Origin of the sequence: Streptomyces sp. SYP-A7185 (assembly GCF_046103685.1) — a bacterium.
Classification (GTDB): Bacteria; Actinomycetota; Actinomycetes; order Streptomycetales; family Streptomycetaceae; genus Streptomyces.
In genome coordinates this window covers 3,959,924-3,986,626 of the sequence record NZ_CP122310.1, presented here as the reverse complement: position 1 = coordinate 3,986,626, position 26,703 = coordinate 3,959,924, and the positions used below count along the sequence as shown (strand labels likewise).

The 26,703-nt window shown below is 71.5% G+C and carries 24 protein-coding genes, 1 tRNA gene and 1 pseudogene; 14 read left to right on the top strand and 12 right to left on the bottom strand.

Annotated features, from left to right (window positions below):
* Positions 1 to 67 precede the first annotated feature (67 nt).
* The 6 genes from QBL25_RS17475 to QBL25_RS17450 all read left to right on the top strand — a co-directional run bounded on the left by QBL25_RS17475 (position 68) and on the right by QBL25_RS17450 (position 8,016).
* Positions 68 to 367: a DUF3039 domain-containing protein gene (locus QBL25_RS17475; protein WP_409057961.1), complete on the top strand. Its 300-nt coding sequence runs from the start codon at positions 68 to 70 to the stop codon at positions 365 to 367.
* Between the two features lie 107 nt (positions 368 to 474).
* Complete coding sequence (locus QBL25_RS17470; RefSeq protein WP_409057960.1) at positions 475 to 2,142, top strand: beta-N-acetylhexosaminidase; 1,668 nt, start codon at positions 475 to 477, stop codon at positions 2,140 to 2,142.
* A gap of 297 nt (positions 2,143 to 2,439) precedes the next feature.
* Positions 2,440 to 3,342, top strand: a complete 903-nt coding sequence (locus tag QBL25_RS17465) for an FAD binding domain-containing protein (RefSeq protein WP_409057959.1) — start codon at positions 2,440 to 2,442, stop codon at positions 3,340 to 3,342.
* On the top strand, positions 3,339 to 5,171 hold the full coding sequence (locus QBL25_RS17460) for a (2Fe-2S)-binding protein (protein WP_409057958.1): 1,833 nt from the start codon (positions 3,339 to 3,341) through the stop codon (positions 5,169 to 5,171). The genes QBL25_RS17465 and QBL25_RS17460 overlap by 4 nt, the downstream gene beginning before the upstream one ends.
* Complete coding sequence (locus QBL25_RS17455) at positions 5,168 to 7,480, top strand: xanthine dehydrogenase family protein molybdopterin-binding subunit (RefSeq protein ID WP_409057957.1); 2,313 nt, start codon at positions 5,168 to 5,170, stop codon at positions 7,478 to 7,480. Before QBL25_RS17460 ends, QBL25_RS17455 begins: the two co-directional genes overlap by 4 nt.
* Positions 7,477 to 8,016 (top strand): AAA family ATPase, encoded by a 540-nt coding sequence (locus QBL25_RS17450; RefSeq protein ID WP_409057956.1) that lies wholly within the window; start codon positions 7,477 to 7,479, stop codon positions 8,014 to 8,016. Before QBL25_RS17455 ends, QBL25_RS17450 begins: the two co-directional genes overlap by 4 nt.
* A 66-nt stretch (positions 8,017 to 8,082) precedes the next feature.
* Here the strand turns inward: QBL25_RS17450 and QBL25_RS17445 are convergent, their stop codons facing one another.
* From QBL25_RS17445 to QBL25_RS17420, 6 genes and pseudogenes are all read right to left on the bottom strand, one after another.
* Positions 8,083 to 11,352 carry a S8 family peptidase gene (locus QBL25_RS17445; protein ID WP_409062686.1) on the bottom strand — a complete coding sequence of 1,090 codons (3,270 nt, stop codon included), beginning with the start codon at positions 11,350 to 11,352 and terminating at the stop codon, positions 8,083 to 8,085.
* 251 nt (positions 11,353 to 11,603) lie between these two features.
* A tRNA-Cys gene (locus tag QBL25_RS17440) sits at positions 11,604 to 11,675 on the bottom strand.
* Positions 11,676 to 11,773: 98 nt separating this feature from the next.
* Entirely contained in the window at positions 11,774 to 12,205 is a 432-nt protein-coding gene (locus QBL25_RS17435; RefSeq protein ID WP_409057955.1) for a PIN domain nuclease, read from the bottom strand.
* Positions 12,202 to 12,465, bottom strand: a complete 264-nt coding sequence (locus QBL25_RS17430; RefSeq protein ID WP_409057954.1) for a type II toxin-antitoxin system VapB family antitoxin — start codon at positions 12,463 to 12,465, stop codon at positions 12,202 to 12,204. The genes QBL25_RS17435 and QBL25_RS17430 overlap by 4 nt, the downstream gene beginning before the upstream one ends.
* A 78-nt stretch (positions 12,466 to 12,543) precedes the next feature.
* A pseudogene (locus QBL25_RS17425) lies at positions 12,544 to 12,738 on the bottom strand (helix-turn-helix domain-containing protein); the annotation flags it as partial.
* Positions 12,669 to 12,884, bottom strand: a complete 216-nt coding sequence (locus QBL25_RS17420) for a hypothetical protein (protein ID WP_409062685.1) — start codon at positions 12,882 to 12,884, stop codon at positions 12,669 to 12,671. The pseudogene QBL25_RS17425 and the gene QBL25_RS17420, both read right to left, overlap by 70 nt.
* A gap of 57 nt (positions 12,885 to 12,941) precedes the next feature.
* Between QBL25_RS17420 and QBL25_RS17415 the strand changes: the two genes are divergently transcribed.
* The 4 genes from QBL25_RS17415 to QBL25_RS17400 all read left to right on the top strand — a co-directional run bounded on the left by QBL25_RS17415 (position 12,942) and on the right by QBL25_RS17400 (position 18,224).
* Complete coding sequence (locus tag QBL25_RS17415) at positions 12,942 to 14,399, top strand: MFS transporter (RefSeq protein WP_409057953.1); 1,458 nt, start codon at positions 12,942 to 12,944, stop codon at positions 14,397 to 14,399.
* A 123-nt stretch (positions 14,400 to 14,522) separates the two neighbouring features.
* On the top strand, positions 14,523 to 16,319 hold the full coding sequence (locus tag QBL25_RS17410) for a DEAD/DEAH box helicase (protein WP_409057952.1): 1,797 nt from the start codon (positions 14,523 to 14,525) through the stop codon (positions 16,317 to 16,319).
* A 315-nt stretch (positions 16,320 to 16,634) separates the two neighbouring features.
* The gene (locus QBL25_RS17405) at positions 16,635 to 17,276 is read left to right on the top strand and encodes an IclR family transcriptional regulator (RefSeq protein WP_190080202.1); all 642 of its coding nucleotides are present in this window, start codon (positions 16,635 to 16,637) and stop codon (positions 17,274 to 17,276) included.
* Between the two features lie 141 nt (positions 17,277 to 17,417).
* Positions 17,418 to 18,224 (top strand): S16 family serine protease, encoded by an 807-nt coding sequence (locus QBL25_RS17400; protein ID WP_409057951.1) that lies wholly within the window; start codon positions 17,418 to 17,420, stop codon positions 18,222 to 18,224.
* Between the two features lie 156 nt (positions 18,225 to 18,380).
* On the opposite strand, the gene QBL25_RS17395 is transcribed toward QBL25_RS17400, so the two are convergent.
* The 6 genes from QBL25_RS17395 to QBL25_RS17370 all read right to left on the bottom strand — a co-directional run bounded on the left by QBL25_RS17395 (position 18,381) and on the right by QBL25_RS17370 (position 23,473).
* Positions 18,381 to 18,989: an ArsR/SmtB family transcription factor gene (locus QBL25_RS17395; protein ID WP_409057950.1), complete on the bottom strand. Its 609-nt coding sequence runs from the start codon at positions 18,987 to 18,989 to the stop codon at positions 18,381 to 18,383.
* Between the two features lie 106 nt (positions 18,990 to 19,095).
* The gene (locus QBL25_RS17390; protein WP_409057949.1) at positions 19,096 to 20,067 is read right to left on the bottom strand and encodes a glycine betaine ABC transporter substrate-binding protein; all 972 of its coding nucleotides are present in this window, start codon (positions 20,065 to 20,067) and stop codon (positions 19,096 to 19,098) included.
* The gene (locus QBL25_RS17385; RefSeq protein WP_409062684.1) at positions 20,064 to 20,963 is read right to left on the bottom strand and encodes an ABC transporter permease; all 900 of its coding nucleotides are present in this window, start codon (positions 20,961 to 20,963) and stop codon (positions 20,064 to 20,066) included. The genes QBL25_RS17390 and QBL25_RS17385 overlap by 4 nt, the downstream gene beginning before the upstream one ends.
* Before the next feature lie 5 nt (positions 20,964 to 20,968).
* Positions 20,969 to 22,177 carry a betaine/proline/choline family ABC transporter ATP-binding protein gene (locus tag QBL25_RS17380; RefSeq protein ID WP_409062683.1) on the bottom strand — a complete coding sequence of 403 codons (1,209 nt, stop codon included), beginning with the start codon at positions 22,175 to 22,177 and terminating at the stop codon, positions 20,969 to 20,971.
* A gap of 73 nt (positions 22,178 to 22,250) precedes the next feature.
* Positions 22,251 to 22,898 (bottom strand): ABC transporter permease, encoded by a 648-nt coding sequence (locus QBL25_RS17375; RefSeq protein ID WP_409062682.1) that lies wholly within the window; start codon positions 22,896 to 22,898, stop codon positions 22,251 to 22,253.
* 104 nt (positions 22,899 to 23,002) lie between these two features.
* On the bottom strand, positions 23,003 to 23,473 hold the full coding sequence (locus tag QBL25_RS17370) for an Lrp/AsnC family transcriptional regulator (protein WP_393465170.1): 471 nt from the start codon (positions 23,471 to 23,473) through the stop codon (positions 23,003 to 23,005).
* A gap of 133 nt (positions 23,474 to 23,606) precedes the next feature.
* On the opposite strand from QBL25_RS17370, the gene hppD reads away from it, so the two are divergent.
* The 4 genes from hppD to nthA all read left to right on the top strand — a co-directional run bounded on the left by hppD (position 23,607) and on the right by nthA (position 26,066).
* The gene (gene hppD / locus QBL25_RS17365; RefSeq protein ID WP_409057948.1) at positions 23,607 to 24,776 is read left to right on the top strand and encodes a 4-hydroxyphenylpyruvate dioxygenase; all 1,170 of its coding nucleotides are present in this window, start codon (positions 23,607 to 23,609) and stop codon (positions 24,774 to 24,776) included.
* Between the two features lie 150 nt (positions 24,777 to 24,926).
* A complete protein-coding gene (locus tag QBL25_RS17360) occupies positions 24,927 to 25,208 on the top strand; it encodes a hypothetical protein (RefSeq protein WP_409057947.1) in 282 nt (93 codons plus the stop codon).
* Positions 25,201 to 25,479 carry an SH3-like domain-containing protein gene (locus tag QBL25_RS17355; protein WP_409057946.1) on the top strand — a complete coding sequence of 93 codons (279 nt, stop codon included), beginning with the start codon at positions 25,201 to 25,203 and terminating at the stop codon, positions 25,477 to 25,479. The genes QBL25_RS17360 and QBL25_RS17355 overlap by 8 nt, the downstream gene beginning before the upstream one ends.
* Positions 25,479 to 26,066: a nitrile hydratase subunit alpha gene (gene nthA, locus QBL25_RS17350; protein ID WP_409057945.1), complete on the top strand. Its 588-nt coding sequence runs from the start codon at positions 25,479 to 25,481 to the stop codon at positions 26,064 to 26,066. The genes QBL25_RS17355 and nthA overlap by 1 nt, the downstream gene beginning before the upstream one ends.
* The last annotated feature ends 637 nt before the right edge of the window (positions 26,067 to 26,703 follow it).

Here is a 26,703-nt window from a genome sequence, read left to right as displayed (position 1 = left end):
GACCCGGGGGCGCTTCCCGGGTGCGGGCGATGACCGGACGCGCCGGGCGTAGGTACCCTTGGATGCCATGAGCACTCTTGAGCCCGAGCCCGAGCGCGGGGCAGGTACGGGGACCCTCGTCGAGCCGACGCCGCAGGTGTCGAGCGGTGACGGTGACCACGAGCGCTTCGCGCACTATGTCCAGAAGGACAAGATCATGGCGAGCGCGCTCGACGGTACGCCCGTCGTCGCGCTCTGCGGCAAGGTGTGGGTGCCGGGTCGTGACCCGAAGAAGTACCCCGTCTGCCCCATGTGCAAGGAGATCTACGAGTCCATGGGCGCCGGTGGCGACAAGGACAAGGGCGGCAAGGACGGCGGCAAGAAGTAGCCCCTCCGGGGCCGCTCGACGCCGCTTCACCGCCTGCCTCGCGACGGGGCGTTGCGTGCACCGCAACGCCCCTTTTGCGTCATGCCATCGCGTGGCAGCCTCGCCCCATGACCTTTGAGCGCCCGCCCGTCGCCCACCACCGCCCCGCTCGACGGCCCTCCGGGCCGCTGTCTCAACTGATCCCGGCGCCCGCACGCGCCGAGGCACCGCACTCCGAAGGCTTCGTCCTCGACTCCTCGACCGCACTGCGCGCCGGACCCGGCACCGAGTCCACCGAGCGCTGGCTGCGGGCCACGCTCGGCGGCGCCCTCGGCCTGCCCCTGGCGCCCGGCGAGGGCGGCATCGCGCTGGGCGTCGACGACTCCCTCGCCCCCGAGGCGTACCGGCTCACCGTGGGGGAGGGCGGCATCGAGATCCTCGGCGGCGCCGCCCCCGGTGTCTTCTGGGGGGCGCAGACCCTGCGCCAGCTCGTCGGGGCCGAGGCGTTCCGGCGCGCGCCCCTGCGGGCGGCCGGGCGGTACGCCGTGCCGGGGTGTCTCGTCGAGGACGAGCCCCGCTTCGGCTGGCGCGGCATGATGCTCGACGTGGCCCGGCACTTCATGCCCAAGGACGGCGTCCTGCGCTATCTGGACCTCCTCGCCGCCCACAAGCTGAACGTCTTCCACTTCCACCTCACCGACGACCAGGGCTGGCGCATCGAGATCAAGCGCCACCCGAAGCTGACGGAGGACGGTTCGTGGCGCCCGCGCTCCAAGTGGGGCCACCGCGCGTCCGAGCTGTGGCACGACACCCCGCACGGCGGCTTCTACACGCAGGACGACATCCGCGAGATCGTCGCGTACGCCCATGAGCGGCACATCGCCGTCGTACCCGAGATCGACATCCCCGGGCACTCGCAGGCCGCCATCCACGCCTATCCGGAGCTCGGCAACACCGACGTCGTCGACACCGCCTCGCTCGGCGTCTGGGACACCTGGGGCGTCAACCCCAACGTCCTCGCCCCGACCGAGCACACCCTCCGCTTCTACGAGGGGGTGTTCGAGGAGGTGCTCGACCTCTTCCCGTCCACCTTCGTCCACGTCGGCGGCGACGAGTGCCCCAAGACGCAGTGGAAGGAGTCGCCCGCCGCGCAGGCCCGCATCAAGGAGCTGGGGGTCGGCGACGAGGACGGCCTCCAGAGCTGGTTCATCCGGCACTTCGACACCTGGCTGACCGAGCGCGGGCGCCGGCTCATCGGCTGGGACGAGATCCTGGAAGGCGGCCTCGCGCCCGGCGCCACCGTGTCCTCCTGGCGCGGCTACGGAGGCGGGATCGCGGCGGCCAAGGCCGGCCACGACGTCGTCATGTGCCCCGAGCAGCAGGTGTATCTGGACCACCGGCAGCACGACGGCCCCGACGAACCCGCGCCCATCGGCTTCGTCCGCACCCTGGAGGACGTCTACCGCTTCGAGCCGCTGCCGCCGCAGCTCACCGAGGAGGAGGCCCGGCACGTCCTGGGCACCCAGGCCAACGTCTGGACCGAGGTGATGGAGTACCACGCACGCGTGGACTACCAGGTGTTCCCGCGTCTGGCCGCCTTCGCCGAGGTGGCCTGGAGCCGGCTGCCCGCGTCCGCCGAACGCGACTTCGCGGACTTCGAGCATCGAATGACCGCGCACTACGCGCGACTTGACGCGCTCGGCGTCGACTACCGGCCGCCCGGCGGCCCGTTGCCGTGGCAGAAGCGCCCGGGAGTGCTCGGACGCCCGATCGACGGAGCGCCCCCGAACGTGTGAGGCGCACCCCGTGGTCCGCGTGTCGGGCTGCCCGCGCTGGGAGCGTGGGCAGCCGGACGAAAGCCGTACAAGGGTCACCGAAGAGTGGCAATTCCCGCTGACCGGCAAGGGAGTGTGAAAACGGCACATCCCCCAGGTCTGCGGACGAATGACTCCTAGCGGACCCCCGCGCCGGGGGCCGGGGAAGATGTGCCAGAGTTGCCACGTCCGGGCTGTGAACACGTACCGTACGGCGGAACAGGCGTAACGGTGGGAACGGCGCGGAGACCGCCGGGCATCGGGAAGGGGCAGCCGGTTTTGAGCACGCACGCACCGCAGGCGGCGCAGCACGCGCAGACGGCGAAGCTGCCTGGGACGCTGGACGAGGCCGTGGAGGCACTCGCCGCGATGCCCGCCGCCGTGCCCGTGGCCGGCGGCACCGACCTGATGGCCTCCGTCAACGCGGGCCTCCTGCGTCCCGCCGCGCTCGTCGGCCTCGGCCGCATCAGCGAGATCCGCGGCTGGCAGTACCAGGACGGCCACGCGCTGCTCGGCGCCGGCCTCACCCACGCACGGGTCGGGCGGCCCGACTTCGCCGCGCTGATCCCCGCGCTCGCCGCGGCGGCCCGCGCCGCGGGCCCCCCGCAGATCCGCAACGCGGGCACCCTGGGCGGCAACATCGCCACGGCGGGACCGGCCGGCGACACCCTGCCCGTCCTGGCCGCTCTCGAAGCCGTCCTCGTCATCGCGGGCCCCGGCGGCGCGCGCCGCGAGGTCCCCGTCTCGCACCTGCTCGCGGGGATGGACATGCTCCGCCCCGGCGAGCTCATCGGCTTCGTACGGCTGCCGCTCCTGCACGCCCCGCAGGTCTTCCTGAAGGCGACCGGGCGCACCGGGCCCGGCCGCGCCCTCGCCTCCGTCGCGCTCGTCCTGGACCCCGCGCGGCGCGGGGTGCGCTGTGCGGTCGGCGCCGTCGCCCCGATGCCGCTGCGGCCCCTGGAGGCCGAGCAGTGGGTCGCCTCGCTGATCGACTGGGACGGCGGGCGCACGATCGTGCCCGAGGCCCTCACCGCCTTCGGTGAGTACGTGGCCGCCGCGTGCATCCCCGACCAGCCTCCGGCGGAGGACGGCTCACCGCAGCCGCTGCCGCCCGCCGTACTGCATCTGCGGCGCACCGTCGCCGCGCTGGCCCGACGAGCACTGGGGAGGGCGCTGTCGTGACTGACGACCGGCACGACGGGAACGGCGGCTGGCAGCCGCACCCGCAGGGCGAGTACGACTCGGACGCCACGGCCTTCGTGCAGCTCCCCGAAGGCGCCCTGGACTTCGACCACTCTCCGCTCGCCGCGCCCGGCCACGGCTATGTGCCGCCGCAGATAACGGTCACCCCCACCACGGCCGACGCGACGGACCCGGCCGCCACGGGTGTCTGGGTCATGCCGCCCGAGGTGACGGGTGCGGGCACCGGTGGCCAGGACGTGCGGTGGCCCGACGCGGGCGGCATGCCCGAGCCGTCGGGTCACGACGTCCAGACCCCCGGTCACTCCGGTCAGTTCGGGCACCCTGAGCACGCCGAGCACGCCGACCACTCTGAGCGCCCTGAACACTCCGGGCATTCCGGGCTTTCCGAGTACTCCGGTCATGCCGGCCGCGACGGCCGTGACGTGCAGGAGCACGCGTACGACCCCCGGGCCACCGGGCAGTGGAACTTCCACGAGGCGGAGGGCCACGCGCCCACCGCGCCCGCCCCGGCGGACGTCACCGGGCAGTGGTCGATCCCCGTGGCCAACGGCGATCTTCCGGATGAATCGGGGGAGTTCACCGCGCCCTCGCTCGCCGCGCAGTGGGGCGGCACGCCGCCCGCGACGCTGCCGGGCGGCGCGGCGGCGCCGTGGGCGACCGGTGGCGCGGGCGCGGGCGCACCGTGGTCGCAGCCGGCCCACCAGGAGTACGCCGACCCGCACGTGCACGGCGACCCGCACGGGCACGCGCAGCACTACGCCGAGCCGCAGCACCACGAGCCCGTGGTGCCCCCGGAGCCCTTCGTCCCGGCGGCGCCCGTCGCTCCCGAGATGCACGTGGTGCCGGAGACCGCGGTGGCGCACGAGCCGCGCGACCCGCACGAGGCGGCTGAAGCGCACGAGGCCCCCGCAGAGCCGGATCCGGAGCCCGAGCCCGCACCGGAGCCCGAGCCGCAGCCCGCCCCCGAGCCGGAGTTCGAAGCCGGGACCGAGGCCGAGTTCGAGGCCGAGTTCGAGCCCGAGGTCGAGGCCGCCCCCGCGGACGCGAGCACCGAAGCCGAGGCCGAGCCCGAGGCCGCCGCCGACCCGGAGCCCGAGGCAGAGCCCGGCGCCGAGCCCGGAACCGAGCCAGGCCCCGAAGCCGAGCCCGAGCCCGTACTCACCGCCGCCACCGCCTTCTCCGACGAACACCCCCTCTGCTCGTACGTCCTGCGGGTCAACGGCGTGGACCGCCCCGTCACCGACGCCTGGATCGGCGAGTCCCTGCTCTACGTCCTGCGCGAGCGCCTCGGCCTCGCGGGCGCCAAGGACGGCTGCTCGCAGGGCGAGTGCGGTGCCTGCAACGTCCAGGTGGACGGCCGTCTGGTCGCCTCCTGCCTGGTGCCCGCCGCGACCGCCGCCGGGAGCGAGGTGCGCACCGTCGAGGGCCTCGCCGTCGACGGCAGGCCCTCCGACGTGCAGCGGGCCCTCGCGGCCTGCGGCGCGGTCCAGTGCGGCTTCTGCGTGCCGGGCATGGCGATGACCCTGCACGACCTCCTGGAGGGCAACCCCGCCCCGACCGACCTGGAGACCCGCCGCGCCCTGTGCGGCAACCTGTGCCGCTGCTCCGGCTACCGCGGTGTGCTCGACGCGGTGCAGGAGGTCGTCGCCGAGCGCGAGGCGTCCGCCACCGCCGCCGAGCCGTCCGCCCAGGGCGACGGCGAGGCACGCATCCCGCACCAGGCGGGCCCCGGCGCCGGAGGGGTCAACCCGGCGGCGCAGGGCGGAACCCACGAAGGACCGTACGGCCAGGACGGAGGCCAGGCGTGAGCAACGAAGCCGCGGGGAACGGAAACACCGCGACCGCAGTGGACCCCCGGCCGGGACCCGAGCCGCTGCCGCACGGCATCGGCTCCTCGCTGCCGTCCGCCGAGTCCCGCGCCAAGACGGAGGGCACGTTCCCGTACGCGTCCGACCTGTGGGCGGAGGGGCTGCTGTGGGCGGCCGTCCTGCGCTCGCCGCACGCGCACGCGCGCATCGTCTCGATCGACACCTCCCAGGCGCGCGAGATGCCGGGCGTGCGGTCCGTCGTCACGCACGAGGACGTGCCCGGCGAGGCCCTGCACGGCCGCAAGACCGCCGACCGCCCGTTCTTCGCCTCCGACGTCGTGCGCCACCACGGGGAGCCCATCGCCGCCGTGGCCGCCGACCACCCCGACACGGCCCGGATGGCCGCCGCGGCCATCTTCGTCGAGTACGAGGTCCTGGAGCCCGTCACCGACCCGGAGAAGGCCTTCGCGGCCGAACCCCTGCACCCCGACGGCAACTTGATCCGGCACATCCCGCTGCGGCACGGCGACCCGGAGGCGGCGGGCGAGCTCGTCGTCGAGGGCCTGTACCGCATCGGGCGCCAGGACCCGGCGCCGATCGGCGCCGAGGCGGGGCTCGCGGTGCCGCGTCCCGACGGGGGAGTGGAGCTGTACATCGCCTCCACCGACCCGCACACCGACCGCGACATGGCCGCGTCCTGCTACGGCATCGACCCGGACATCGTGAAGGTCGTCGTGACCGGCGTCCCCGGTGCCACCGCCGACCGCGAGGACGCCAGCTTCCATCTGCCGCTCGGCCTGCTCGCCCTGACGACCGGCTGCCCGGTGAAGCTGACGGCGACCCGCGAGGAGTCCTTCCTGGGCCACGCCCACCGCCACCCGACGCTCCTGCGCTACCGCCACCACGCGGACGCCGAGGGCAAGTTGGTGAAGGTCGAGGCGCAGGTCCTGCTCGACGCGGGCGCCTACGCGGACACCTCGTCGGACGCGCTCGCCGCGGCCGTCTCCTTCGCCTGCGGGCCGTACGTCGTGCCGAACGCCTTCATCGAGGGCTGGGCCGTCCGCACGAACAACCCGCCGTCCGGGCACGTCCGGGGCGAGGGCGCCATGCAGGTGTGCGCGGCCTACGAAGCCCAGATGGACAAGATCGCCAAGAAGCTGGGCATCGACCCGGCCGAGGTGCGGCTGCGCAACGCGATGGCCACCGGCGACATCCTGCCCACCGGCCAGACCGTCACCTGCCCCGCCCCGGTCGCCGAACTCCTCGGTGCGGTAAGGGACTTCCCGCTGCCCGAGCTGCCCAAGGACACCCCCGAGGACGAGTGGCTGCTGCCCGGCGGCCCCGAGGGCGCGGGCGAACCCGCCGCGGTCCGCCGTGGCGTCGGCTACGGCCTCGGCATGGTCCAGCTCCTGGGCGCCGAGGGCACGGACGAGGTCTCCACCGCCACGGTGAAGGTCCACGACGGGATCGCGACAGTCATCTGCGCGGCGGTCGAGACGGGCCAGGGCTTCTCCACGCTCGCCCGCCAGATCGTCCAGGAGACCCTCGGCATCGACGACGTCCGCGTGGCCCCGGTCGACACCGACCAGCCGCCCGCGGGACCCAGCTGCCACGGCCGCCACACCTGGGTGTCGGGCGGCGCGGTGGAGCGCGCGGCGAAGATGGTCCGCACCCAGCTTCTCCAGCCGCTGGCCCACAAGTTCGGGATGTCCACCGAGCTGCTCCAGATCACCGACGGCAAGATCACCTCGTACGACGGCGTCCTGAGCACCACCGTCACGGAGGCGATGGACGGCAAGGAGCTCTGGGCGACGGCCCAGTGCCGCCCCCACCCCACCGAGCCCCTCGACGAGGCGGGCCAGGGCGACGCGTTCGTGGGCATGGCGTTCTGCGCGATCCGCGCGGTGGTGGACGTCGACGTGGAGATCGGTTCGGTCCGGGTCGTGGAGCTCGCGGTCGCCCAGGACGTGGGCCGCATCCTGAACCCGTCCCAGCTGAAGGTCCGCATCGAGGCGGGCGTCACCCAGGGGGTCGGCGCCGCCCTCACGGAGAACCTCCGTACGCCCCGCGGCCTGGTCCGCCACCCCGACCTGACGGGGTACGCGCTTCCGACCGCCCTGGACACCCCGGACATCCGCATCGTGAAGCTGGTCGAGGAGCGCGACGTGGTCGCCCCCTTCGGCGCGAAGGCGGCGAGCGCGGTGCCGGTCGTGACGACCCCTGCGGCGGTGGCGTCGGCGGTCCGGGCGGCCACCGGGCGCCCGGTGAACCGCCTGCCGATCCGCCCGCAGGCGGCGGTCGCGACATGACGGTGGCGCCGCCGAGCGGGGTCGTCGTCATCACCGGGATCATGGCCTCGGGCAAGTCCACCGTGGCGCAGGCCCTCGCCGAGCGCCTGCCGCGCGCGGCGCACGTGAAGGGCGACGTCTTCCGCCGGATGATCGTGTCGGGCGGCCAGGAGTACGAGCCCGGCGCCTCGGACGAGGCCCACGCCCAACTCCGCCTCCGCTACGGCCTGTCGGCGTCGACGGCGGACGCGTACGCGGCCGCGGGCTTCGTCGCGGTGGTCCAGGACGTCATCCTGGGCGAGGAGCTGAAGACGTACGTGGACCTGCTGCGGACGCGGCCGGCGCACGTGGTCGTCCTGGCCCCGCGGCCGGACGCGGTCGCCGCGCGGGAGGCCGGGCGCGGCAAGACGGGCTACGGCGCGTGGACCGTGGAGGACCTGGACACGGGCCTGCGGTCCACGACCCCGCGGATCGGGCTCTGGCTCGACAGCTCCGACCTGACGGTCGAGGAGACGGTGGACGCGATTCTCGCGGGGCTCGACGAGGCGCGGATCTAGCGGTCCGGGCCGCCACGACCTGGCGGCCCACCGGGACGGAGCGTCCCGGCGAGCCACCCGGCCGCGCTACTTCCCGAAGTACGCGTCGTACACGGACAGCGTGGACTTGTTGCCGTCCTTGTCCGTGATCTTCGCGTGGAACGAGACGCCCTTGCCCGCGGGCGGCGTCTTGACCTTGACCTTGCCGCCGCTGACGGTGACCTTCTTCCAGCTCTGGCCGTAGTCGTAGGACACGTACACGGCAAGGGACTTGAGGTTCCCCGCTCCCGCCGCCGAGCCCTGCATCTTCACCGGTACGGACTGGGTCCGGCCCGCCGGAGCCGTGCTGTCCAGGCCCACCTTCGGGCTGAAGCGGACCGTGGAGGCGGGGAGCCGCGCGTTCTCGGCCCGCGCCGAGCGGAACGTCCAGCTCGCGTCCACCCGTGATGTCGCCCGCGCCAGCTTTCCGCTGCGCTTCACGGATGTCGTCAGCCTGTACTCGGCGTCGTCCGCAGGCACCCTGAAGGTCTCGTCCCCGGTCATCGGATCCGCGTTCTCGGCGATCTTCGTGCCGGCGCGGTACAGCGTGGACTTCGCCGACGAGTAGCGGGACCAGCCCGTGTGACCCTTTCCGTCCGCCACGACGGGGATGCGGCCGCCCAGCTCGTCGCCCTTGCGGAAGATGCCCGTGCCGGAGCCGCCGAGTGCCGGGCCGAAGACGCCGGTGTTGAACGTCTTCCCGTACGTCCGGCCCGCCTTGAAGGTCTGCGGCGGGAAGGTCTGCCACCTGCCTTCCAGGAGCGGATTGCCGTCCTCGTCGTTGTCGCCGAACTGCTCGAAGCCGATGCCCCACTTCGTGGCGCCGAGCGCGGACAGGTGCAGCGTCCTGGTGCGCGGCAGCTTCTGCTCCGGCATGATCCGCGAGATGCCGCCCGCCTCCGGGAGATATCCGGCAGGGAACAGCGAGCCCTTGCGGCCTGTGGCCGACGCCCCCATGCCGACCTTCACCGTGGCGAAGTCGGCGGGCTTGAGGTGCTTGGTGTAGCCGGTCGCGAGCTTCTTGACCTTGCCGCCGAGCAGCATGTCGTACTGCGTGTCCGCGCCCTTCGTCCAGGTCCCGAGCCACTGTTGGCTCAGGCCGTCGGGGACCTCCGGACCCAGGTGCGCCGTGCGCAGGCTCTTGAAGGAGTCGGTCATCGGCCCCGACTCGTAGCCCTCGTAGAGGTAGCGGGGGTCCGCGGCGATCAGCTTCGTACCGGGCACAGCCACCTTGATGTCCACCGGCTTCGCCTTGCGGGCATCGAGCGTCACCGTCATCTTCTTGTCGACGGTCAGCTTCGGCTGGACGAGCCAGTCGGTGCCCTTGTCGCTGTCGTCCGGGTCGACGTAGACCGACCAGTCCATGAGGTAACTGCCCTTGGCCACCCGCACCTTGGCGGTACCGGACGTGTCGTACGGGAAGAGGTTGAGGCCCGTGTCGTCCCCGGTGATCGCCGACAGCATCGGCTCGTAGTGTGGCGCGGGCCGTCCGTCGCGGCCGATCGTCTTCAGGGTGACGTCGTACCGCTCGACCTCGCGCTCGACCACGGCCGCCGTGCGCACGGACTGGCCGCCGCCGGTCGCCACGACGTACGCCGTGTACGTGCCGTTGACTGTTCCGCCCGACTTGGTGTCGGTGGTCAGGTCGACCGCCGCCGTGCCGCCGGCGGGGAGCTTCACCGTCTTCGCGCCGAGCGTGAACAGGCCCGACGGTGCCGGGGCGCCCTTCGGGTTCGTGGCCGCCACCGCGAGGTCGAGGGTGACGTCCTTGTCGCCGAGGTTGCGGTAGGTGACCTTCTTGGTGACCGGCTTGTCGTCGGTGTGCGGCCACTTCTGGAGGCCGTAGTTGAGGGATACGGGTTCCGCGATCACCGTCTGCCCGATGGCCTTGTCAACGGCGATACGTCCCGAACCCTGCTGGTAGGGCGTGTAACCGCTGCTGCCGTCCTTCGTGGATGACGTCAGCGCGCCCTTGAGCTCGGCGTACTTCCACTCCGGGTGCTGCTGCTTGAGCAGGGCGGCGGCGCCCGCCACGTGGGGGGCCGCCATCGACGTACCGGAGATCGTCAGATAGCCCTCGGGCTTCTGGCCGACCTCCTTCTCGATGACGCTGCCGGGCGCCGCGGCGGCCGTGATGTCGACGCCGGGCGCCGTCACGTCGGGCTTGATGGCGCTGTCGCCGACGCGCGGGCCCTGGCTGGAGAACTTGGCGAGCTTGTCGACGCCGTCGACCGCGCCGACGGTGAGGGCCGCGTCCGCGCTGCCGGGTGAGCCGATCGTGCCGGGTTCGCCGTCGTTGCCCGCCGAGACGGCGAAGAGGATGCCCTTGTCCTTGGAGAGCTTGTTCACGGCGGCTTCCAGCGGGTCGATGCCGGGCTCGTCGCCGCCACCGAGGCTGAGGTTGACGATGTCGGCGCCCTGGGCCGCCGCCCAGTCCATGCCCGCGATGATCCCGGAGTCTTCTCCCGAGCCCTCGTCGTCGAGGACCTTGCCGTTGAGGAGCTTGGCGCCGGGGGCCACGCCCTTGAGCTTGCCGCCGGACTTCGCGCCGGTGCCGGCGCTGGTCGAGGCGACGTGCGTGCCGTGGCCGAAGCGGTCCTTGGCGTCGGCGGCGGCCGAGAAGTTCTTCTCGGCCGCGATCTGGCCCTTGAGGTCGGGGTGTGTGGCGTCGACGCCGGTGTCCAGGACAGCGATCTTGACGCCCTTGCCGTCGAACCCGGCTTCCCACGCCTTGCCGGTGCCGATCTGCGGCACGCTCTTGTCGAGGTTCACCTTGCGGGTGCCGTCCAGCCAGACGCGGCTGATGCCGGAGGCGGTGGCCTGTTTCCGGGTCACGGCGTCCCACAGGGCGGTGGCGTCCTGCTTCGGGGTCGTGATGGCGTCGGCGTTCAGGGTCTTCAGGCTGCGGCGGACTGTCGTGCCACCGGCGGCACGGACATCCTTCCTGACGGCGGCGTCCGCGTCGCCCTCGTAGCCGACGATCAGCTTGATGCCTTTGCGCTGGGCGACGCGATTGGCCTTCTTGTTCAACTCGGTCGCGTCGAACAGGCGTTGATCGACTTTCCCGGTGGCTATCAGGCGCCGGGCGTCGGCCGGGATCACCAGCGTGTGGCCCGAGGGCGTGCGGTGCGTCTGTACGGGTATCCGCTCGCGCCCCGCGGCCGGTTCGAATGCGGCGAGGTGGCCGGTGGAGTCGACGGTTACGCGGTCGCCGGTGATGAGCGTGAGGCGGTACTTGGCCGCCGCCGATGGCGTGAACGCCTCACCGGCCGTCGCCGTGGCGGCGCGGTCCACCTTCGCCGACGCAGGGCTGGTCATGCCCGCCGCGAGGGCCACGGCGGCTGCCGTGGCGATGGTGGCCGCGCACGCTCTCTTCGCGCTCTTCGCGTGGATACGCAATTCTCCCCCTGGAGTCGAGGTGCTGAAGTGCTGCCCTCGGAGTATGTGGGGGAGTGGTGGCGGGGATGAACTCTGTTACATAACTGTGGAGTTGGGGCAATTGGTTCTCGTGGGCCCACGACGAAGGGGTGGCCCCGGACGGGGCCACCCCTTGATCTCTTGCTCGCTTGAGGCCGTGGCGGGAATCGAACCCGCGTTACTGGCTTTGCAGGCCAGCCCCTAAGCCACTCGGGCACACGGCCAAGTCGTTGACCTGACTCCTCGAACCTAGCCGTGACCGGCGGTTTCACTCAAGGGATCTACGGGTGCCGCAACGGGACTGCCATACCGCGTTCATGATTCAGGGGCCTGGATCCGAGGAAGGCGGGGGTCCGAGGAAGAGTGTGGGCTGTCCCGTGCACCGCGCGATGGTCTCGAAGTCGTGGTCACGGTGGAGCAGCGTGCGCTCGGTCAGTTCGGCGGTCGCGGCGATGAGCAGATCCACGACCCCCGGTGCGCGGTGCTCGCCGCGATTGGTCAGCGCGTGCTGGACCTCACGTGCGCGTGAGTAGACGCTGTCGGGGACGGGGACCCACGCGTAGGCGAGGTTCAGGGAGCGCAGAATGATGGCGCGGTCGGCTGCTGAGCGGGCGGTGTAGAGCAACTCCAGCTCGGTCACGTCGCAGATCCCGACCAGTCCGGCGTCGATCGTCTGGTTCATGCCGTGGCGGTCGTCCAGGTCGGGCAGCAGAAGCGTGAGGGCCGAGCTGTCGGCCAGGAAGTTCACGGTCATGCGGTGGTCGTCTGGTCCTTGTCGGTGGGCTTGTGCAGGTCCTCGTAGGAGTCGTAGCCGTGCTTCTCGTTGAGGGCGTCGAGGTCGATCGCGCCGGAGGCGACGAGCTGGGCCAGTTCGCGGCGGGCCTGCGCGCGCACGGAGCGCTGCCTGATGTCGGCGAGCGCCTGGTTCACGGTGTCCTTCTTGGTCGCCGTGCCCAGGATCTTCTGGGCCTCGGCGAGCGCTTCGTCATCGATGTCGATGAGCATCTTCGTCATGACCGCTCCCATTCCCTTGCGTATATACAAAATCCTGGCACGTATATACTGCGCCGCTGCCGTGGCGAGGGATGCAGCGCAGTCGCGGCAGTGGCCCGGTCTCGGGGCGCGGAAGGCGCGGTCGCAGTGGTCGCAGTTCTGGAGGGGATCCGGGCGTGGTGGGGCCGCCGGAACGGCCGGAAGCGCCGGTGGCAGGAACGCCGCTAGGCGGTGGGCCAGCAGGGCCGCCGGGTGGTGGATCGGGGTGGTGGGGAGCGCTGCGGTGAGCGCTCGGCCAGGACGTCATCGACCTTCAACTCGGCTCGGTTCTGGGCGTCGCGGATGGCCTCGATGGCGAGTTCCTGCTTGCTGCGGTGCTCGCGGCGGGCGCGCTCGGTGGGGCCGGCGACGGTAGCGGAGACGTACGACCAAGGGACCAGAAGGTCACCGACCCCGGACAGGGGTCACAGCCCGCCACGCCCCTTACGCTGGCCGACATGAGCGCCCTCGAACCCCGCGACGCCGAAGTCGCAGCCGCCCCGATAGCCCCGCCCTCCGAACTGGAGGGCGGCGTCCTGCGCGCGCCCTACCGGGCGCTCAGCCTCGGCATCGTCTCCGTGGTGCTGCTCATCGCCTTCGAGGCCACCGCCGTCGGGACCGCGATGCCGGTCGCCGCCCGCGAGCTGGACGGCGTCTCCCTCTACGCCTTCGCGTTCTCCGCGTACTTCACCACCAGCCTCTTCGGCATGGTCCTCGCGGGGCAGTGGGCCGACCGGCGCGGGCCGCTGGGGCCGCTGGCCGGCGGGATCGGCGCGTTCGCCGCGGGGCTGCTGCTCTCCGGGACCGCCGGGGCCATGTGGATGTTCATCCTCGGCCGCGCGGTCCAGGGGCTCGGCGGCGGCCTCGTCATCGTCGCGCTGTACGTCGTCGTCAGCCGCGCCTACCCGGAGCATCTGCGGCCCTCCATCCTCGCGGCCTTCGCGGCCAGCTGGGTCGTGCCGTCCGTGGTGGGCCCGCTGGTCTCCGGGACCGTCACCGAGCACCTGGGGTGGCGCTGGGTCTTCATCGGCATCCCCGTCGTCGTCGTGGCACCGCTGGCCATCGCGCTGCCCGCCATCCGGCGCACCGCCTCGGGGCCCGTCGACCCCGAGGCGCCCGCCGAGCCCTTCGACCGCCGCCGCATCCGGCTCGCGCTCGGGATCTCCCTGGGCGCCGGGCTCCTCCAGTACGCGGGGCAGGACCTGCGGTGGCTCTCGCTGCTCCCGGCGGCCGTCGGGGCCGCCGTGCTCGTGCCCGCCGTCCTCGGCCTGCTGCCGCGTGGCACCTACCGGGCCGTGCGCGGCCTGCCCTCCGTGGTGCTGCTGCGGGGCATCGCCGCGGGGTCCTTCATCGCCGCCGAGTCCTTCGTGCCGCTGATGCTGGTCACCGAGCGCGGGCTCAGCCCGACCATGGCGGGGCTCTCGCTCGCCGTGGGCGGCGCGACCTGGGCGCTCGGTTCCTACGTACAGTCGCGGCCCCGCGCGGAGCCCCACCGGAGCAAGCTGATGCTGGCCGGCATGGTGCTCGTGGCCGCCGCCATCGCCGCGGCGCCCGGTGTGCTGAACCACGCCGTGCCCGTGTGGACCGTCGCCGTCGCCTGGGCGTTCGGCTGCTTCGGCATGGGCATGGTCATCGCCTCCACCAGCGTGCTGCTCCTGCGCCTCTCGCCGCCCAAGGACGCCGGGGCGAACTCCGCCGCCCTCCAGATCTCCGACGGCCTCTCCAACGCCCTGCTCCTGGCCGTGGGAGGTGCCGCCTTCGCCGCGCTCGGCGGCGGCGCGGTGGGCGCCGCGCACGGCGCCGGGGCGGCTGGCGGGTCCCATCCGGGCGCCTTCGTCGCCGTGTTCCTGCCCATGGCGGCGGTCGCCCTGGTCGGGGCCTGGGTGGGCACGCGCCTGAAGGAACGCTCGGCCTGAGCAGCCGTGTGACACCCGTCGCACCCGCCCAGGACCCCGCATTGTCATCAGCCCGGCGTCAACACATCACCGGTAGGGTGGCCCGGTTGTCGTACGTACCCGAGCCGTCAAATACCGGAGACCGTGACTACCACCGCCGCCAACTCCGCATCGCACCACCTCTCTCCCGCCTTCCCCGGCCGGGCCCCCTGGGGTACCGCCAACAAGCTGCGCGCCTGGCAGCAGGGGGCGATGGAGCGGTACCTCCAGGAGCAGCCGCGTGACTTCCTGGCCGTCGCGACACCCGGCGCCGGCAAGACGACGTTCGCGCTGACGCTCGCCTCCTGGCTGCTGCACCACCACGTCGTGCAGCAGGTGACGGTGGTCGCGCCGACCGAGCACCTGAAGAAGCAGTGGGCGGAGGCCGCGGCCCGCATAGGGATCAAGCTGGACCCCGAATACAGCGCGGGTCCGCTCAGCAAGGAGTACCAAGGCGTCGCCGTCACGTACGCGGGTGTCGGCGTGCGGCCCATGCTGCACCGCAACCGCGTCGAGCAGCGCAAGACCCTGGTGATCCTCGACGAGATCCACCACGCCGGTGACTCGAAGTCGTGGGGCGAGGCGTGCCTGGAGGCCTTCGAGCCCGCCACCCGGCGGCTCGCGCTCACCGGTACGCCGTTCCGGTCCGACACGAACCCGATCCCCTTCGTGGCGTACGAGGAGGGGAACGACGGCATCCGGCGGTCGGCCGCCGACTACACCTACGGCTACGGCAGCGCCCTGGGCGACGGCGTCGTCCGGCCGGTCATCTTCCTCTCGTACTCCGGCAACATGCGCTGGCGCACGAAGGCCGGTGACGAGATCGCCGCCCGGCTCGGCGAGCCGATGACCAAGGACGCCATCTCGCAGGCCTGGCGCACCGCGCTCGACGCGCGCGGCGAGTGGATGCCGAACGTCCTGAAGGCCGCCGACCAGCGGCTCACCGAGGTCAGGAAGGCCATCCCGGACGCGGGCGGCCTGGTGATCGCCTCGGACCAGGACTCCGCGCGCTCCTACGCCAAGCTGATCCGGGAGATCACCGGCGAGAAGGCCACCGTCGTCCTCTCCGACGACACGGGCGCCTCGAAGCGGATCGACGACTTCACCGCGAGCGACGACCGCTGGATGGTCGCGGTCCGCATGGTGTCCGAGGGCGTCGACGTGCCGCGCCTGGCGGTGGGCGTGTACGCCACGACCATCTCGACGCCGCTGTTCTTCGCGCAGGCCGTGGGCCGTTTCGTGCGGTCCCGGCGGCGCGGCGAGACCGCGTCCGTCTTCCTGCCCACCGTCCCCGACCTCCTCGGCCACGCCAACGAGATGGAGGTCGAGCGCGACCACGTCCTCGACAAGCCGAAGAAGGAGGGCGAGGAGGACCCCTACGCCGAGTCCGAGAAGGAGATGGACGAGGCGAACAAGCAGGAGGACGAGGACACCGGCGAGCAGGAGCAGTTCTCCTTCGAGGCGCTGGAGTCCGACGCCGTCTTCGACCGCGTCCTGTTCGACGGCGCCGAGTTCGGCATGCAGGCCCACCCGGGAAGCGAGGAGGAGCAGGACTACCTGGGCATCCCCGGCCTCCTCGAACCCGACCAGGTGCAGATGCTGCTCCAGAAGCGGCAGGCCCGGCAGATCGCGCACAGCAAGAAGCGGCCCGACGAGGAGGCGGACCTCCTCGAACTGCCCGCCGAGCGGCGGCCCGTGGTCTCCCACAAGGAGATGCTCGAACTGCGCAAGCAGCTGAACACGATGGTCGGCGCGTACGTACACCAGAGCGGAAAGCCGCACGGCGTGATCCACACCGAGCTGCGGCGCACCTGCGGCGGGCCGCCGAGCGCGGAGGCCACCGCCGGGCAGCTGAGGCAGCGGATCGCGAAGGTCGGCGAGTGGGCCACCCGCATGAAGTGAGCGGACGGCCGTACGCGGCACGGGGGAGGAGGGGTGGGTTCCGTGTGCGGGAGTCGTGCGCACCCCTGCCCACCTGCCCCGCGTATGGGGCATTGCGCCCCTAACAACCGCTCTCGTGCCCGGATTCTGGACGGAGTCTTCCGCTGAGCGGGACGGCCTCGCTAATGTCCCCGCAACGTACACGCCCCGTGGCAGCGCCGCCGCGGAGCGCAGCCGGAGTTCCGACCGGCGGCCTCTGACGCGCGTCGCCCACGGGACCGGCGACGCAACCGCCGCGTCAACGGGCCGTCGACCCTCACCTAAGGAGTGGGCGTCGTGACCGCGGAGACTTCCCAGACGCTCGACCGAGGACTGCGTGTCCTCAAGCTGTTGGCCGACACCGATCACGGGCTCACCGTCACCGAGCTGTCGAACAAGCTCGGTGTGAACCGCACCGTGGTGTACCGCCTGCTCGCCACCCTTGAGCAGCACGCCCTGGTCCGCCGTGACCTCGGTGGCCGTGCCAGGGTCGGCCTCGGGGTGCTCCGCCTCGGGCGCCAGGTGCATCCGCTGGTGCGCGAGGCCGCGCTGCCCGCTCTGCGTTCCCTGGCCGAGGACATAGGTGCGACGGCGCACCTGACCCTGGTCGACGGGACCGAGGCCCTGGCCGTGGCCGTGGTGGAGCCGACCTGGACGGATTACCACGTGGCCTACCGGACCGGCTTCCGGCACCCCCTGGACCGGGGCGCCGCGGGCCGGGCGATCCTCGCCGCCCGGCAGGGGCTCGCCACCGACCCCGGTTACGCGCTGACGCACGGCGAGCTGGAGGCCGGCGCGAGCGGGGCCGCGGCGCCCCTGGTGGGGGTCACCGGCATCGAGGGCAGCGTGGGGGTCGTCATGCTGTCGGACTCCGTGCCGGAGCGGGTGGGGCCGCGGGTGGTGGACGCGGCCCGCGAAGTGGCCGACGCCCTGCGCTGAGGCCTGCCGCTGATCCGGTCACGGAACCGTCCGCCTACCGGTCACGGAACCGTTCGCCGACCGGTCACGGAACCGTCCGCTGACCGGTACCGGAACCGTCCGCTGGTCCGGTCACGGAACCGGTCACGTTAGATTGATCCCGTGTTCTCCCTCTCCAGTCTCACGCGCCCCAAGGCCCTCGCCGTCTGCGCCGCCCCCGTGGTGGCCCTGCTCGCCGTGACGGCCCTGGCGCCGTTGCCGTTCGCCGTGGCCCAGCCGGGGTCGACGGCGAACGTACTGGGCGAAAGCGGGGGCAAGCCGGTCATCACGATCACCGGTGCGCCCACCAGGGAGCCGAAGGGGCAGCTGCGGATGACGACCATCGTGGCCACGGGCCCCGACATGGACGTCAGCCTGAGCGACGTGGTGGACGGCTGGTTCCGTACGGACCGGGCCGTGATGCCCAAGGATTCGGTGTACCCCACCGGCGACGACGTCAAGGAAGTCGAGAAGCACAACCTCGGCGACATGAAGGAGTCACAGGACACGGCCACGCGGGCCGCGCTCGCCTACCTCGCCGCGAACGGCGTCGACGGCACCGGCAAGGTGAAGGTGAAGGTCGACCTCGGCAAGGTCGGCGGCCCCAGCGCGGGCCTCTTCCTGTCGCTCGGCATCATCGACCTGATCGACGGCGACGGCAGCGGCGGGGACCTGACGGGCGGCCGGAAGATCGCCGGCACCGGCACCATCTCCGACGACGGCGAGGTCGGCCCGGTCGGCGGTGTCGCGATGAAGACGCAGGCCGCCCGGCGGGACGGCGCGACCGTCTTCCTGGTCCCGCAGGCCGAGTGCTCGGACGCTCAGGCCGAGCTGCCCAAGGGCCTGCGGCTGATCCCGGTCACGACGCTGAAGGGCACGGTCGACGCGCTGCGCTCCCTGGACCGGGGCGGGAAAGTTCCGAGCTGTTGACCAGTCGAAGCCCGAACTCGACCAGGGTCCAGCCCAGTTGAGTGCGCAGCGGGGGCCTGGGCTCCCGTGCGGGAGCCGGGCGGGCCGTGCGGTGGAGTTCGGCGGCGCGGTCGTGGTGCAGGCGCAGGTGGATGTCGGGGTGCATGGCGGGGCCTCTCACTCGGTGGAGTGCGTCGGGAAGACGTGGGTGTGCAGACGGACCCTCGCGGAGCCGGGAGTGCCCTCCTCGACCGCCAGCGCCCGGTAGCTCTCGATGAGTTCGTCGATCTTGCCGGCCAGTTCGGTGGTGAGCCCGGGCGTCAGGCACAGCGTGTAGTCGCTGAGATCGGAGCTCTCGATCCACTCCGGGGGCCATTCGTGCTGGGTGCCGATCCAGGTGGAGACCTCCGTGGCGTGGAAGGTCGCGACCTCGTGGAGGTAGACGCTGACCGCGCCGCGCACCGCCGGGTCCGGGTCGTGCATGAGCGACTCGTCCAGGCGCGTCCCCTGGTGCGCCGCCCGCCACCACCGCTCGCGTCCCTTGCCCCGCTCCGGGGCGTCCTCGACGAAGCCGTGGGCGGCGAGCTGACGCAGGTGGTAGCTCGTGGAACCGCTCGACTCGCCCAGGCGGTCCGCCAGTTGGGATGCGGTGGCCGGGCCTTCCTTGCGCAGGGACTTGAGCAGCTGCATCCGCAGCGGGTGGGCCAGGCCCCGCAGGGAGCGGGGCGTGAGGGTGTGGACCTTGTGGGTCCTGGGGGACTCTGGTTCCGCCGTGCCGTCCGTCATGGCTCCACCGTAGAGATGCAAAGATTCCGTTGCAACCCCTTCTTTGCAACGAAGTCTTTGTAACTTTCGGAGCGGGAGATTCCGGCTCCGGGCCCGCCCGGCCCGGCTACCCCTCCTTCACGAACCCCTCCTGCACCAGCCAGTCCAGCGCCACCTCGTGCGGATCCTGACCCTCCACGTCCACCTTGGAGTTCAGCTCCTGGGCCACCGTGTTGTTCAGCTTCTCGGTGATGGGGTCCAGGACTTCCGCGATCTTCGGGTGCTTCTCCAGCGCCTTGGTGTTGATCTCCGGGGCGACGTTGTAATTGGGGAAGAAGTGCTTGTCGTCCTCCATCACCGACAGCTTCATCGCCTTGATGCGGCCGTCGGTCGTGAAAACCTCGCCGAACGTGCACGACCCCTTGGAGACCTGGGTGTAGATGATCCCGGTGTCCATCTTGGTGACGTTCGAGTTCGGGATCTTCATCCCGTACTCCTTCTGCATGCCCGGCAGGCCGTCCTCGCGCGAGGAGAACTCGCTCTCCACGCAGAGCGTCACCGCGCCCGGGTCCTTCTTCGACAGGGCCGCCACGTCCGAGAGCGTCTTCGGCTTGTACTTGGCCTCGTTCTTCTGGTTGATCGCCAGGGCGTAGGTGTTGTTGAGCTCGGCCGGCGGCAGCCAGGTGACGCCGTTCTTCGCGTCGGCCTTCCGCACCGCCTCCCACTGCTTTTGCGGATCGTCGATGGGGTCGGAATTGCCGAGGTACGTGATCCAGGCGGTGCCCGTGTACTCGTACATGGCGTCCGCGTCGCCGCCCTTGACGGCCTCGCGGGCGCCGATCGAGCCCTGGATGCCCGTCCGGTCCAGGACGTCCGCACCGGCCGCCTCGAAGGCGATGCCCATGATCGCGCCGAGGACCAGCTGCTCGGTGAACTCCTTGGACGTGACGGTGAGGTCGACGCCCTTCAGGGGCAGGCCCTCGCCGATCGTGCCCGGCTTCACGTCGTCCACCATCGGGCTGCCGCTGGTGAGCCCGCAGCCCACGAGCAGGGCCCCGCCCACCGCACCGACCGCCGCCGTACGCAACGTCACCCTCATGACCCGGCCTCCAGCCCGCGCGGACGCAGCAGCAGTTCGGCCAGCGAAGCCAGCCAGTCCACCAGGAGCGCCAGCGCGATCGTCAGGATCGAACCGAGCATGAGCACCGGCATGCGCTGGTTGGTGATCCCGGTGGTGATCAGGTCGCCGAGGCCGCCGCCACCGCCGAACGTGGCGAGCGTGGCCGTACCGACGTTCAGGACGAGCGCGGTGCGCACCCCCGCCAGGATCAGCGGCACGGCCAGCGGCAGCTCGACCTTGCCGAGGACGCCCCAGGACGACATGCCGATGCCGCGCGCCGCCTCCAGGAGCGTCGGGTCGTTGGCGTTCAGACCCGCGATCGTGTTGGAGAGGACCGGCAGGACGGCGTAGATGATGATGCCGATCAGGGCCGCCTTCTCGCCGATGCCGATCCAGATCACCAGGAGGGCCAGGAGGCCGATCGCCGGCGTCGCCTGGCCGATGTTGGCCAGCGCCATCGCGCCGGGCGCCGCCTTGCGGAGCTTCTTGCGGGTCAGCAGGATGCCCAGCGGGATCGCGATGATCAGCACGAAGAACGTCGAGATCACCGTCAGCTGGACGTGCTGGCGCAGCCGCAGCCAGACGTTGCCGTCCGCCAGGGCGTTGCGCGAGATCGAGTCCAGGTCCGCCTGCTCGAACCACCACCAGGTCAGCAGCAGGATCAGGGCGAGGAACACCGGCAGGACGGTGAGCTTGGGCCAGCCGATCCGCCGGGCTCGGCCCACCGCCGCCGCCGAGGGCGGCGGCTCCGGCTCGGCCTCGCCCGTGTCGCGGAAGTGGTGGCCCTTGACGTCGTGTTCGCCGTCGGGCCGCGGCCCGGGACCGCCGTCGGGGGCCGGAGCGCGGTCGGGGATCCGGGGGTTGTTCCCGGGGATGCCGCTCACGCCTTCGCCGCCCCTCCGTCGCCCTCCTGCTCGTGGTGGGTCAGCAGGGCCCGCTGCTCCTGGAGTTCGTGCTGGTGCTCCACGGCGTCGAGCCGGTCGGCCTCCAGCATCTCGTGGACGGAGTTCATCAGCGTGGCCATGTCCACGACGCCGGTGAACTCCCCGCGCCGCCCGGTGACCGCCACCCGCCCCGCGTTGTCCGTGAGGACCGCTTCGAGCGCGTCGCGCAGCGTGGCGTCGCGGGTGACCGTGTCGTGCACGAGGGTGCCCGCACGGGCAAGCGACCCTTGGGCGCGCATCAGGTCGCCGCGCCGCAGCCACTTGTAGGGGCGGCGGCGCTTGTCCAGGAGCAGCAGTTCGTTCGTGCCGCTCGACCGCAGCTTGTCGAAGATCGTCTGGAGCGGGTCGTCGACGGTCACCGTCGCGAAGTCGGCGATCTCCACGTCGCGTACGCGGGTGAGGTTGAGCCGCTTCAGGGCCGCGCCCGCGCCCACGAACCCGGAGACGAAGTCGTCGGCGGGGTTGGTGAGGATGGCTTCCGGGGTGTCGAACTGCGCGATGTGCGAGCGCTCCCGCAGGACCGCGATGCGGTCGCCGAGCTTGATGGCCTCGTCGAAGTCGTGCGTGACGAAGACGATCGTCTTGTGCAGCTCGTGCTGGAGGCGGATCAGCTCGTCCTGGAGGTGGTCGCGGGTGATCGGGTCGACCGCGCCGAACGGCTCGTCCATCAGGAGCACGGGCGGATCGGCGGCCAACGCCCGGGCCACGCCCACGCGCTGCTGCTGCCCGCCGGAGAGCTGGCGCGGATAGCGGCCGTGGAACTCGGCCGGGTCGAGTCCCACGAGGTCGAGCATCTCCTCCACCCGGGAGGTGATCCTCGACTTCTTCCAGCCGATCATCTTCGGCACGAGGGCGATGTTCTGGGCGACGGTCATGTGCGGGAAGAGGCCGGACGACTGGATGGCGTAGCCGATCTTCCGGCGCAGCTTCACCGGGTCCATGTCGGTGACGTCCTCGCCGCCGATGCGGATGCGCCCGCTGGTCGGCTCGATCAGCCGGTTGATCATCTTCAGCGTGGTCGACTTACCGCAGCCCGAAGGGCCGACGAGGATGACGATCTCGCCCGCCTTGATCTCCATGTTCACGCTGTCCACCGCGGGATCGCCGCTGCCCGCGTACCGCTTGGTGAGGTTCTCCAGCTCGATCGTCGCGCCCGTGGTGGCGTTCGGGGCCGCCGCGCCCGCGGCCGTCGCCCCGTCGGTGGAAGTCGCGGTGGTCTCAGACACGGATACCCCTCGAAATGGTCAGGCGGCCGATCAGGACGTACGCGGCGTCGAAGAGCAGGGCCAGGACGATGATCCCGAGCGTGCCCGCGAGCACCTGGTTGAGCGCGTTCTTGCTGCCGAGCGAGCCGATGCCGCGGAAGATCTCGTTGCCCAGGCCCGGACCCGAGGCGTACGCGGCGATGGCCGCGATGCCCATCAGCATCTGCGTGGAGACGCGGATGCCGGTCAGGATCGGCGGCCAGGCGAGCGGCAGCTCCACCTTGACCAGGCGTGCGGTCCGCGACATCCCGATGCCCTTCGCCGCGTCGACCAGCGAGGGGTCGACGCCGCGCAGACCGACGATGGCGTTGCGCACGATGGGCAGCAGGCCGTACAGGGTCAGGGCGATCACCGTGGGGGCCACGCCGAGTCCCACGACGGGGATCAGCAGACCGATCATGGCGAGCGACGGGATGGTCAGGATCGTGGACGTCGCGGTCGTGGCCAGATTGCCGGCCCAGTCGCTGCGGTACGTGACGACACCGATCAGGACGCCGATGACGGTCGCCACGACCATGCACTGGAAGACGGCGCTCGCGTGCTGGTAGGCGTCGGTCAGCAACTGCTGGTGACGGTTGCCGAGGTAGTCCCAGAAGTTCACTGAACTGCTCACCTGCCCGGGCGCGGTCCAGACGGCGCCGGGAGTCTCCCGCCGCCCGCGTGCTGCGTACGTCGTAGGGGCCTACGCTTCCCTGTCTACCCGCGTCAGGTGTCCTCTGACGCCTGTTCGACCAGCGGGATGATCCGCAGCGGAACAGGGTTCTCCATGACGATCGCCGTGGAGGCCCGGACAATGCCATCAAAACCCACCACCCGGTCGATCACACGTTGGAGATCCGCGTTCGAACGCGCCACGAGCCGGCAGAGCATGTCCCCGTGACCGGTGATGGTGTGCAGTTCGAGCACCTCGGCGACGGTCGCCAAATGCGCCCTGACGTCGGCTCCCTGGCCCTGTTTGATCTCCAGCGTGGCGAACGCGGTGACGGGGTAGCCCAGGGCCGCCGGATCGACTTCCGGGCCGAAGCCGCGGATGACTCCGTTCGACTGAAGGCGGTCCATCCGGGCCTGCACGGTCCCGCGCGCCACACCGAGCCTGCGGGACGCCTCCAGGACGCCGATCCGGGGCTCGCGGGCGAGCAGCACGATGAGCCTGCCGTCCAGCTGATCGATCGCCATGGGGCGCTCATCTCCTCTTCCGGGGTGGTCATCATGTACAGATAGCCCGCTGAAGCGGGACTCTGGGTGGGCAGATTGCCCACTGAACACGCAAACTATTGCGCACCTTGCGATACGGCGGGAGCCTGCGGGCATGGCAGCTACCGCGAACACCCAGCACACGTCGGCCATCTCTGGCACCCCCCACACCGCGCGCGAGGCAGACCCCTTCCCGGTCAAGGGGATGGACGCGGTCGTCTTCGCCGTGGGCAACGCCAAGCAGGCCGCCCACTACTACTCCACGGCCTTCGGCATGAAACTCGTGGCGTACGCGGGACCGGAGACCGGCAGCCGCGAGACCGCCTCCTACGTCCTGACGAACGGCGCGGCCCGCTTCGTGCTCACCTCCGTCATCAAGGCCTCCACGGAGTGGGGCACCTTCCTGGAGGGCCACGTCGCCGAGCACGGCGACGGCGTCGTCGACCTCGCCATCGAGGTGCCGGACGCGCGTGCCGCGTACGCGTACGCCGTCGAGCACGGCGCCCGCGGCATCACCGAGCCCTACGAGGTCAAGGACGAGAACGGCACGGTCGTCCTCGCCGCCATCGCCACGTACGGCAAGACCCGCCACACGCTCGTCGAGCGCACCGGCTACGACGGCCCCTACCTGCCCGGCTTCAAGGCCGCGTCCCCGATCGTCGAGCCGCCCGCCAAGCGCACCTTCCAGGCGATCGACCACTGCGTCGGCAACGTCGAACTCGGCAAGATGAACGAGTGGGTGGCCTTCTACAACAAGGTCATGGGCTTCACGAACATGAAGGAGTTCGTGGGCGACGACATCGCGACCGAGTACAGCGCGCTGATGTCGAAGGTGGTCGCGGACGGCACCCTCAAGGTGAAGTTCCCCATCAACGAGCCGGCCATCGCCAAGAAGAAGTCCCAGATCGACGAGTACCTGGAGTTCTACGGCGGCGCGGGCGTCCAGCACATCGCGCTCGCCACGAACGACATCGTGGAGTCCGTACGCACCATGCGCGCGGCCGGGGTCCAGTTCCTCGACACCCCCGACTCGTACTACGACACGCTGGGCGAGTGGGCGGGCGAGACGCGCGTGCCCGTCGACACCCTGCGCGAGCTGAAGATCCTGGTCGACCGCGACGAGGACGGCTACCTGCTCCAGATCTTCACCAAGCCGGTCCAGGACCGCCCGACGGTCTTCTTCGAGATGATCGAGCGGCACGGCTCGATGGGCTTCGGCAAGGGCAACTTCAAGGCGCTGTTCGAGGCGATCGAGCGGGAGCAGGAGAAGCGCGGCAATCTGTAGTCGGTTCTGCGGTGTTGTCGGTGGCGGGGTCCGGCGTGTTGTCGTCGGCGGGGGCCGGCGGCTTCTGGCGGCTTCGGACGTCACCGGCGGCTTCTGGTGGCTTCGGACGTCACCGGCGGCTTTGGCGGCTTCGGCGTCTACAGTCTTGGCATGGCCAGGATCAATGACGTCGGGGGGATGACGGGCTTCGGGCCCATCGACACCACCGACGACGCGGAGCCCTTCCACGCGGACTGGGAAGCGCGGGTCTTCGCGCTGAACAGCGCGCTGGTGCGTGAAGGCGTCTACAACCTGGACGAGTTCAGGGACGCCGTGGAGACGATGCCGCCGGGTGAGTACCTGGCGGCCTCGTACTACGAGCGGTGGTTCCACGCGATCCGGGTGCTGCTCGTGCGCAAGGGCGTCGTGACGGCCGGTGAGCTCGATGACTGACCGGTTCACCGCCGGCGCCCGCGTCCGCACCGTCCACCACGACCCGCCGCACCACACCCGCCTGCCGCGGTACGCCCGTGGCAAGCGGGGCGTGGTGATCGAACCCGAGGGCCGCCATCCGCTGGCGGACGTCAGCTCGCAGGGGCGCGGGGACGCGCCGGTGGAGCAGGTGTACGCGGTGCGGTTCGCCGCGCGGGAGCTGTGGGGCGAGGGAGAGCACGGGGTGGTGCTCGACCTGTGGGAGAGCTATCTGGAACCGGAGGGCGACTGATGTCCGGTACGCACGAGGACGCGGCGATCTCACGGCGGGTACGCGGCCTGGAGACGCTGCTGGAGGAGCGGGGGATCGTCGCCGGGGCGGTCCTCGACGAGGCCCTGGACGCGTTCCTCGCCGGGTCGTCCCCGCTGAACGGGGCGCGGGTGGTGGCGCGGGCGTGGACGGACCCCGCGTTCAAGGAGCGGCTGCTGGCGGACGGGACGTCGGCGGTGGCGGAGCTGGGGTTCGCGGCGGGCGGGGTGCAGCCGCAGCGGCTGCGGGTGGTGGAGAACACCGTCCGTGCGCACAACGTCGTCGTGTGCACGTTGTGCTCCTGCTATCCGGTACGGCTGCTTGGGCCCTCGCCCAGTTGGTACAAGAGCGAGGCGTATCGGTCGCGGGTGGTGCGGGAGCCGCGGGGTGTTCTGGAGGAGTTCGGGCTTTCCCTGCCTGACGGCACGGAGGTCACTGTCTGGGACTCCAGTGCGGAGACGCGTTACATGGTGCTGCCTCGGCGGCCTGCGTGTTCGGCGGGGCTTTCTGCGGGGGAGTTGGTTTCTCTGGTCACGCGCAATGGTCTGATCGGCACGGCTGCGCTGTAGGGGGGGGCGGGGGTTCGCCTCCCGGCGCGCAGATCCCTCCCGGCCGGCCCGTTCGCCCGGCGGCAACTGGCGCCCGCGCTCCTACCCCGGCGCTGCGCGCCGGTTTCCCCACCCACCCGTTCACCCGGCGCCGCACCGGTCCACGGCCCCCCTGTCCCGACGCTGCGCGCCGAACCCTCGCCACCCACCCACCCGATCACCCAGCGGCGCACTCGTGGCCGGCCCCGGGTCCTGTGCTCGGTCCCCGGCCCCCTGTCCCGACGCTGCGCGCCGGATCTTTCCCACCCACCCACCCGATTACCCCGCGGCGCACTCGTGGCCGGTCCTGGGCTCTGCGGTCGGTCCCCGGCCCCCTTGTCCCGGCGCTGCGCGCCGGATCTTTCCCGCCCGCCCACCCGTTTACCCGGTGGTGTGCTCGTGGCCGGTCCCGGGACCTGTGATCGGACCCTGGCCCCCCGACCCACCCACCCGATTACCTTGCGGCGCGCTCGTGGCCGGTCCCGGGTTCCGTGGGTGGTCCTCGGGGCCCCTGTCCCGGTGGGTCTCCCGCTCGCCCACCCGTTTGCCCCTCGATGCACTAGCTGACGCCCCCCGATCCGCTGCGGGGTAAACGGGTGGGTGGGTGGGGGAAATCGCC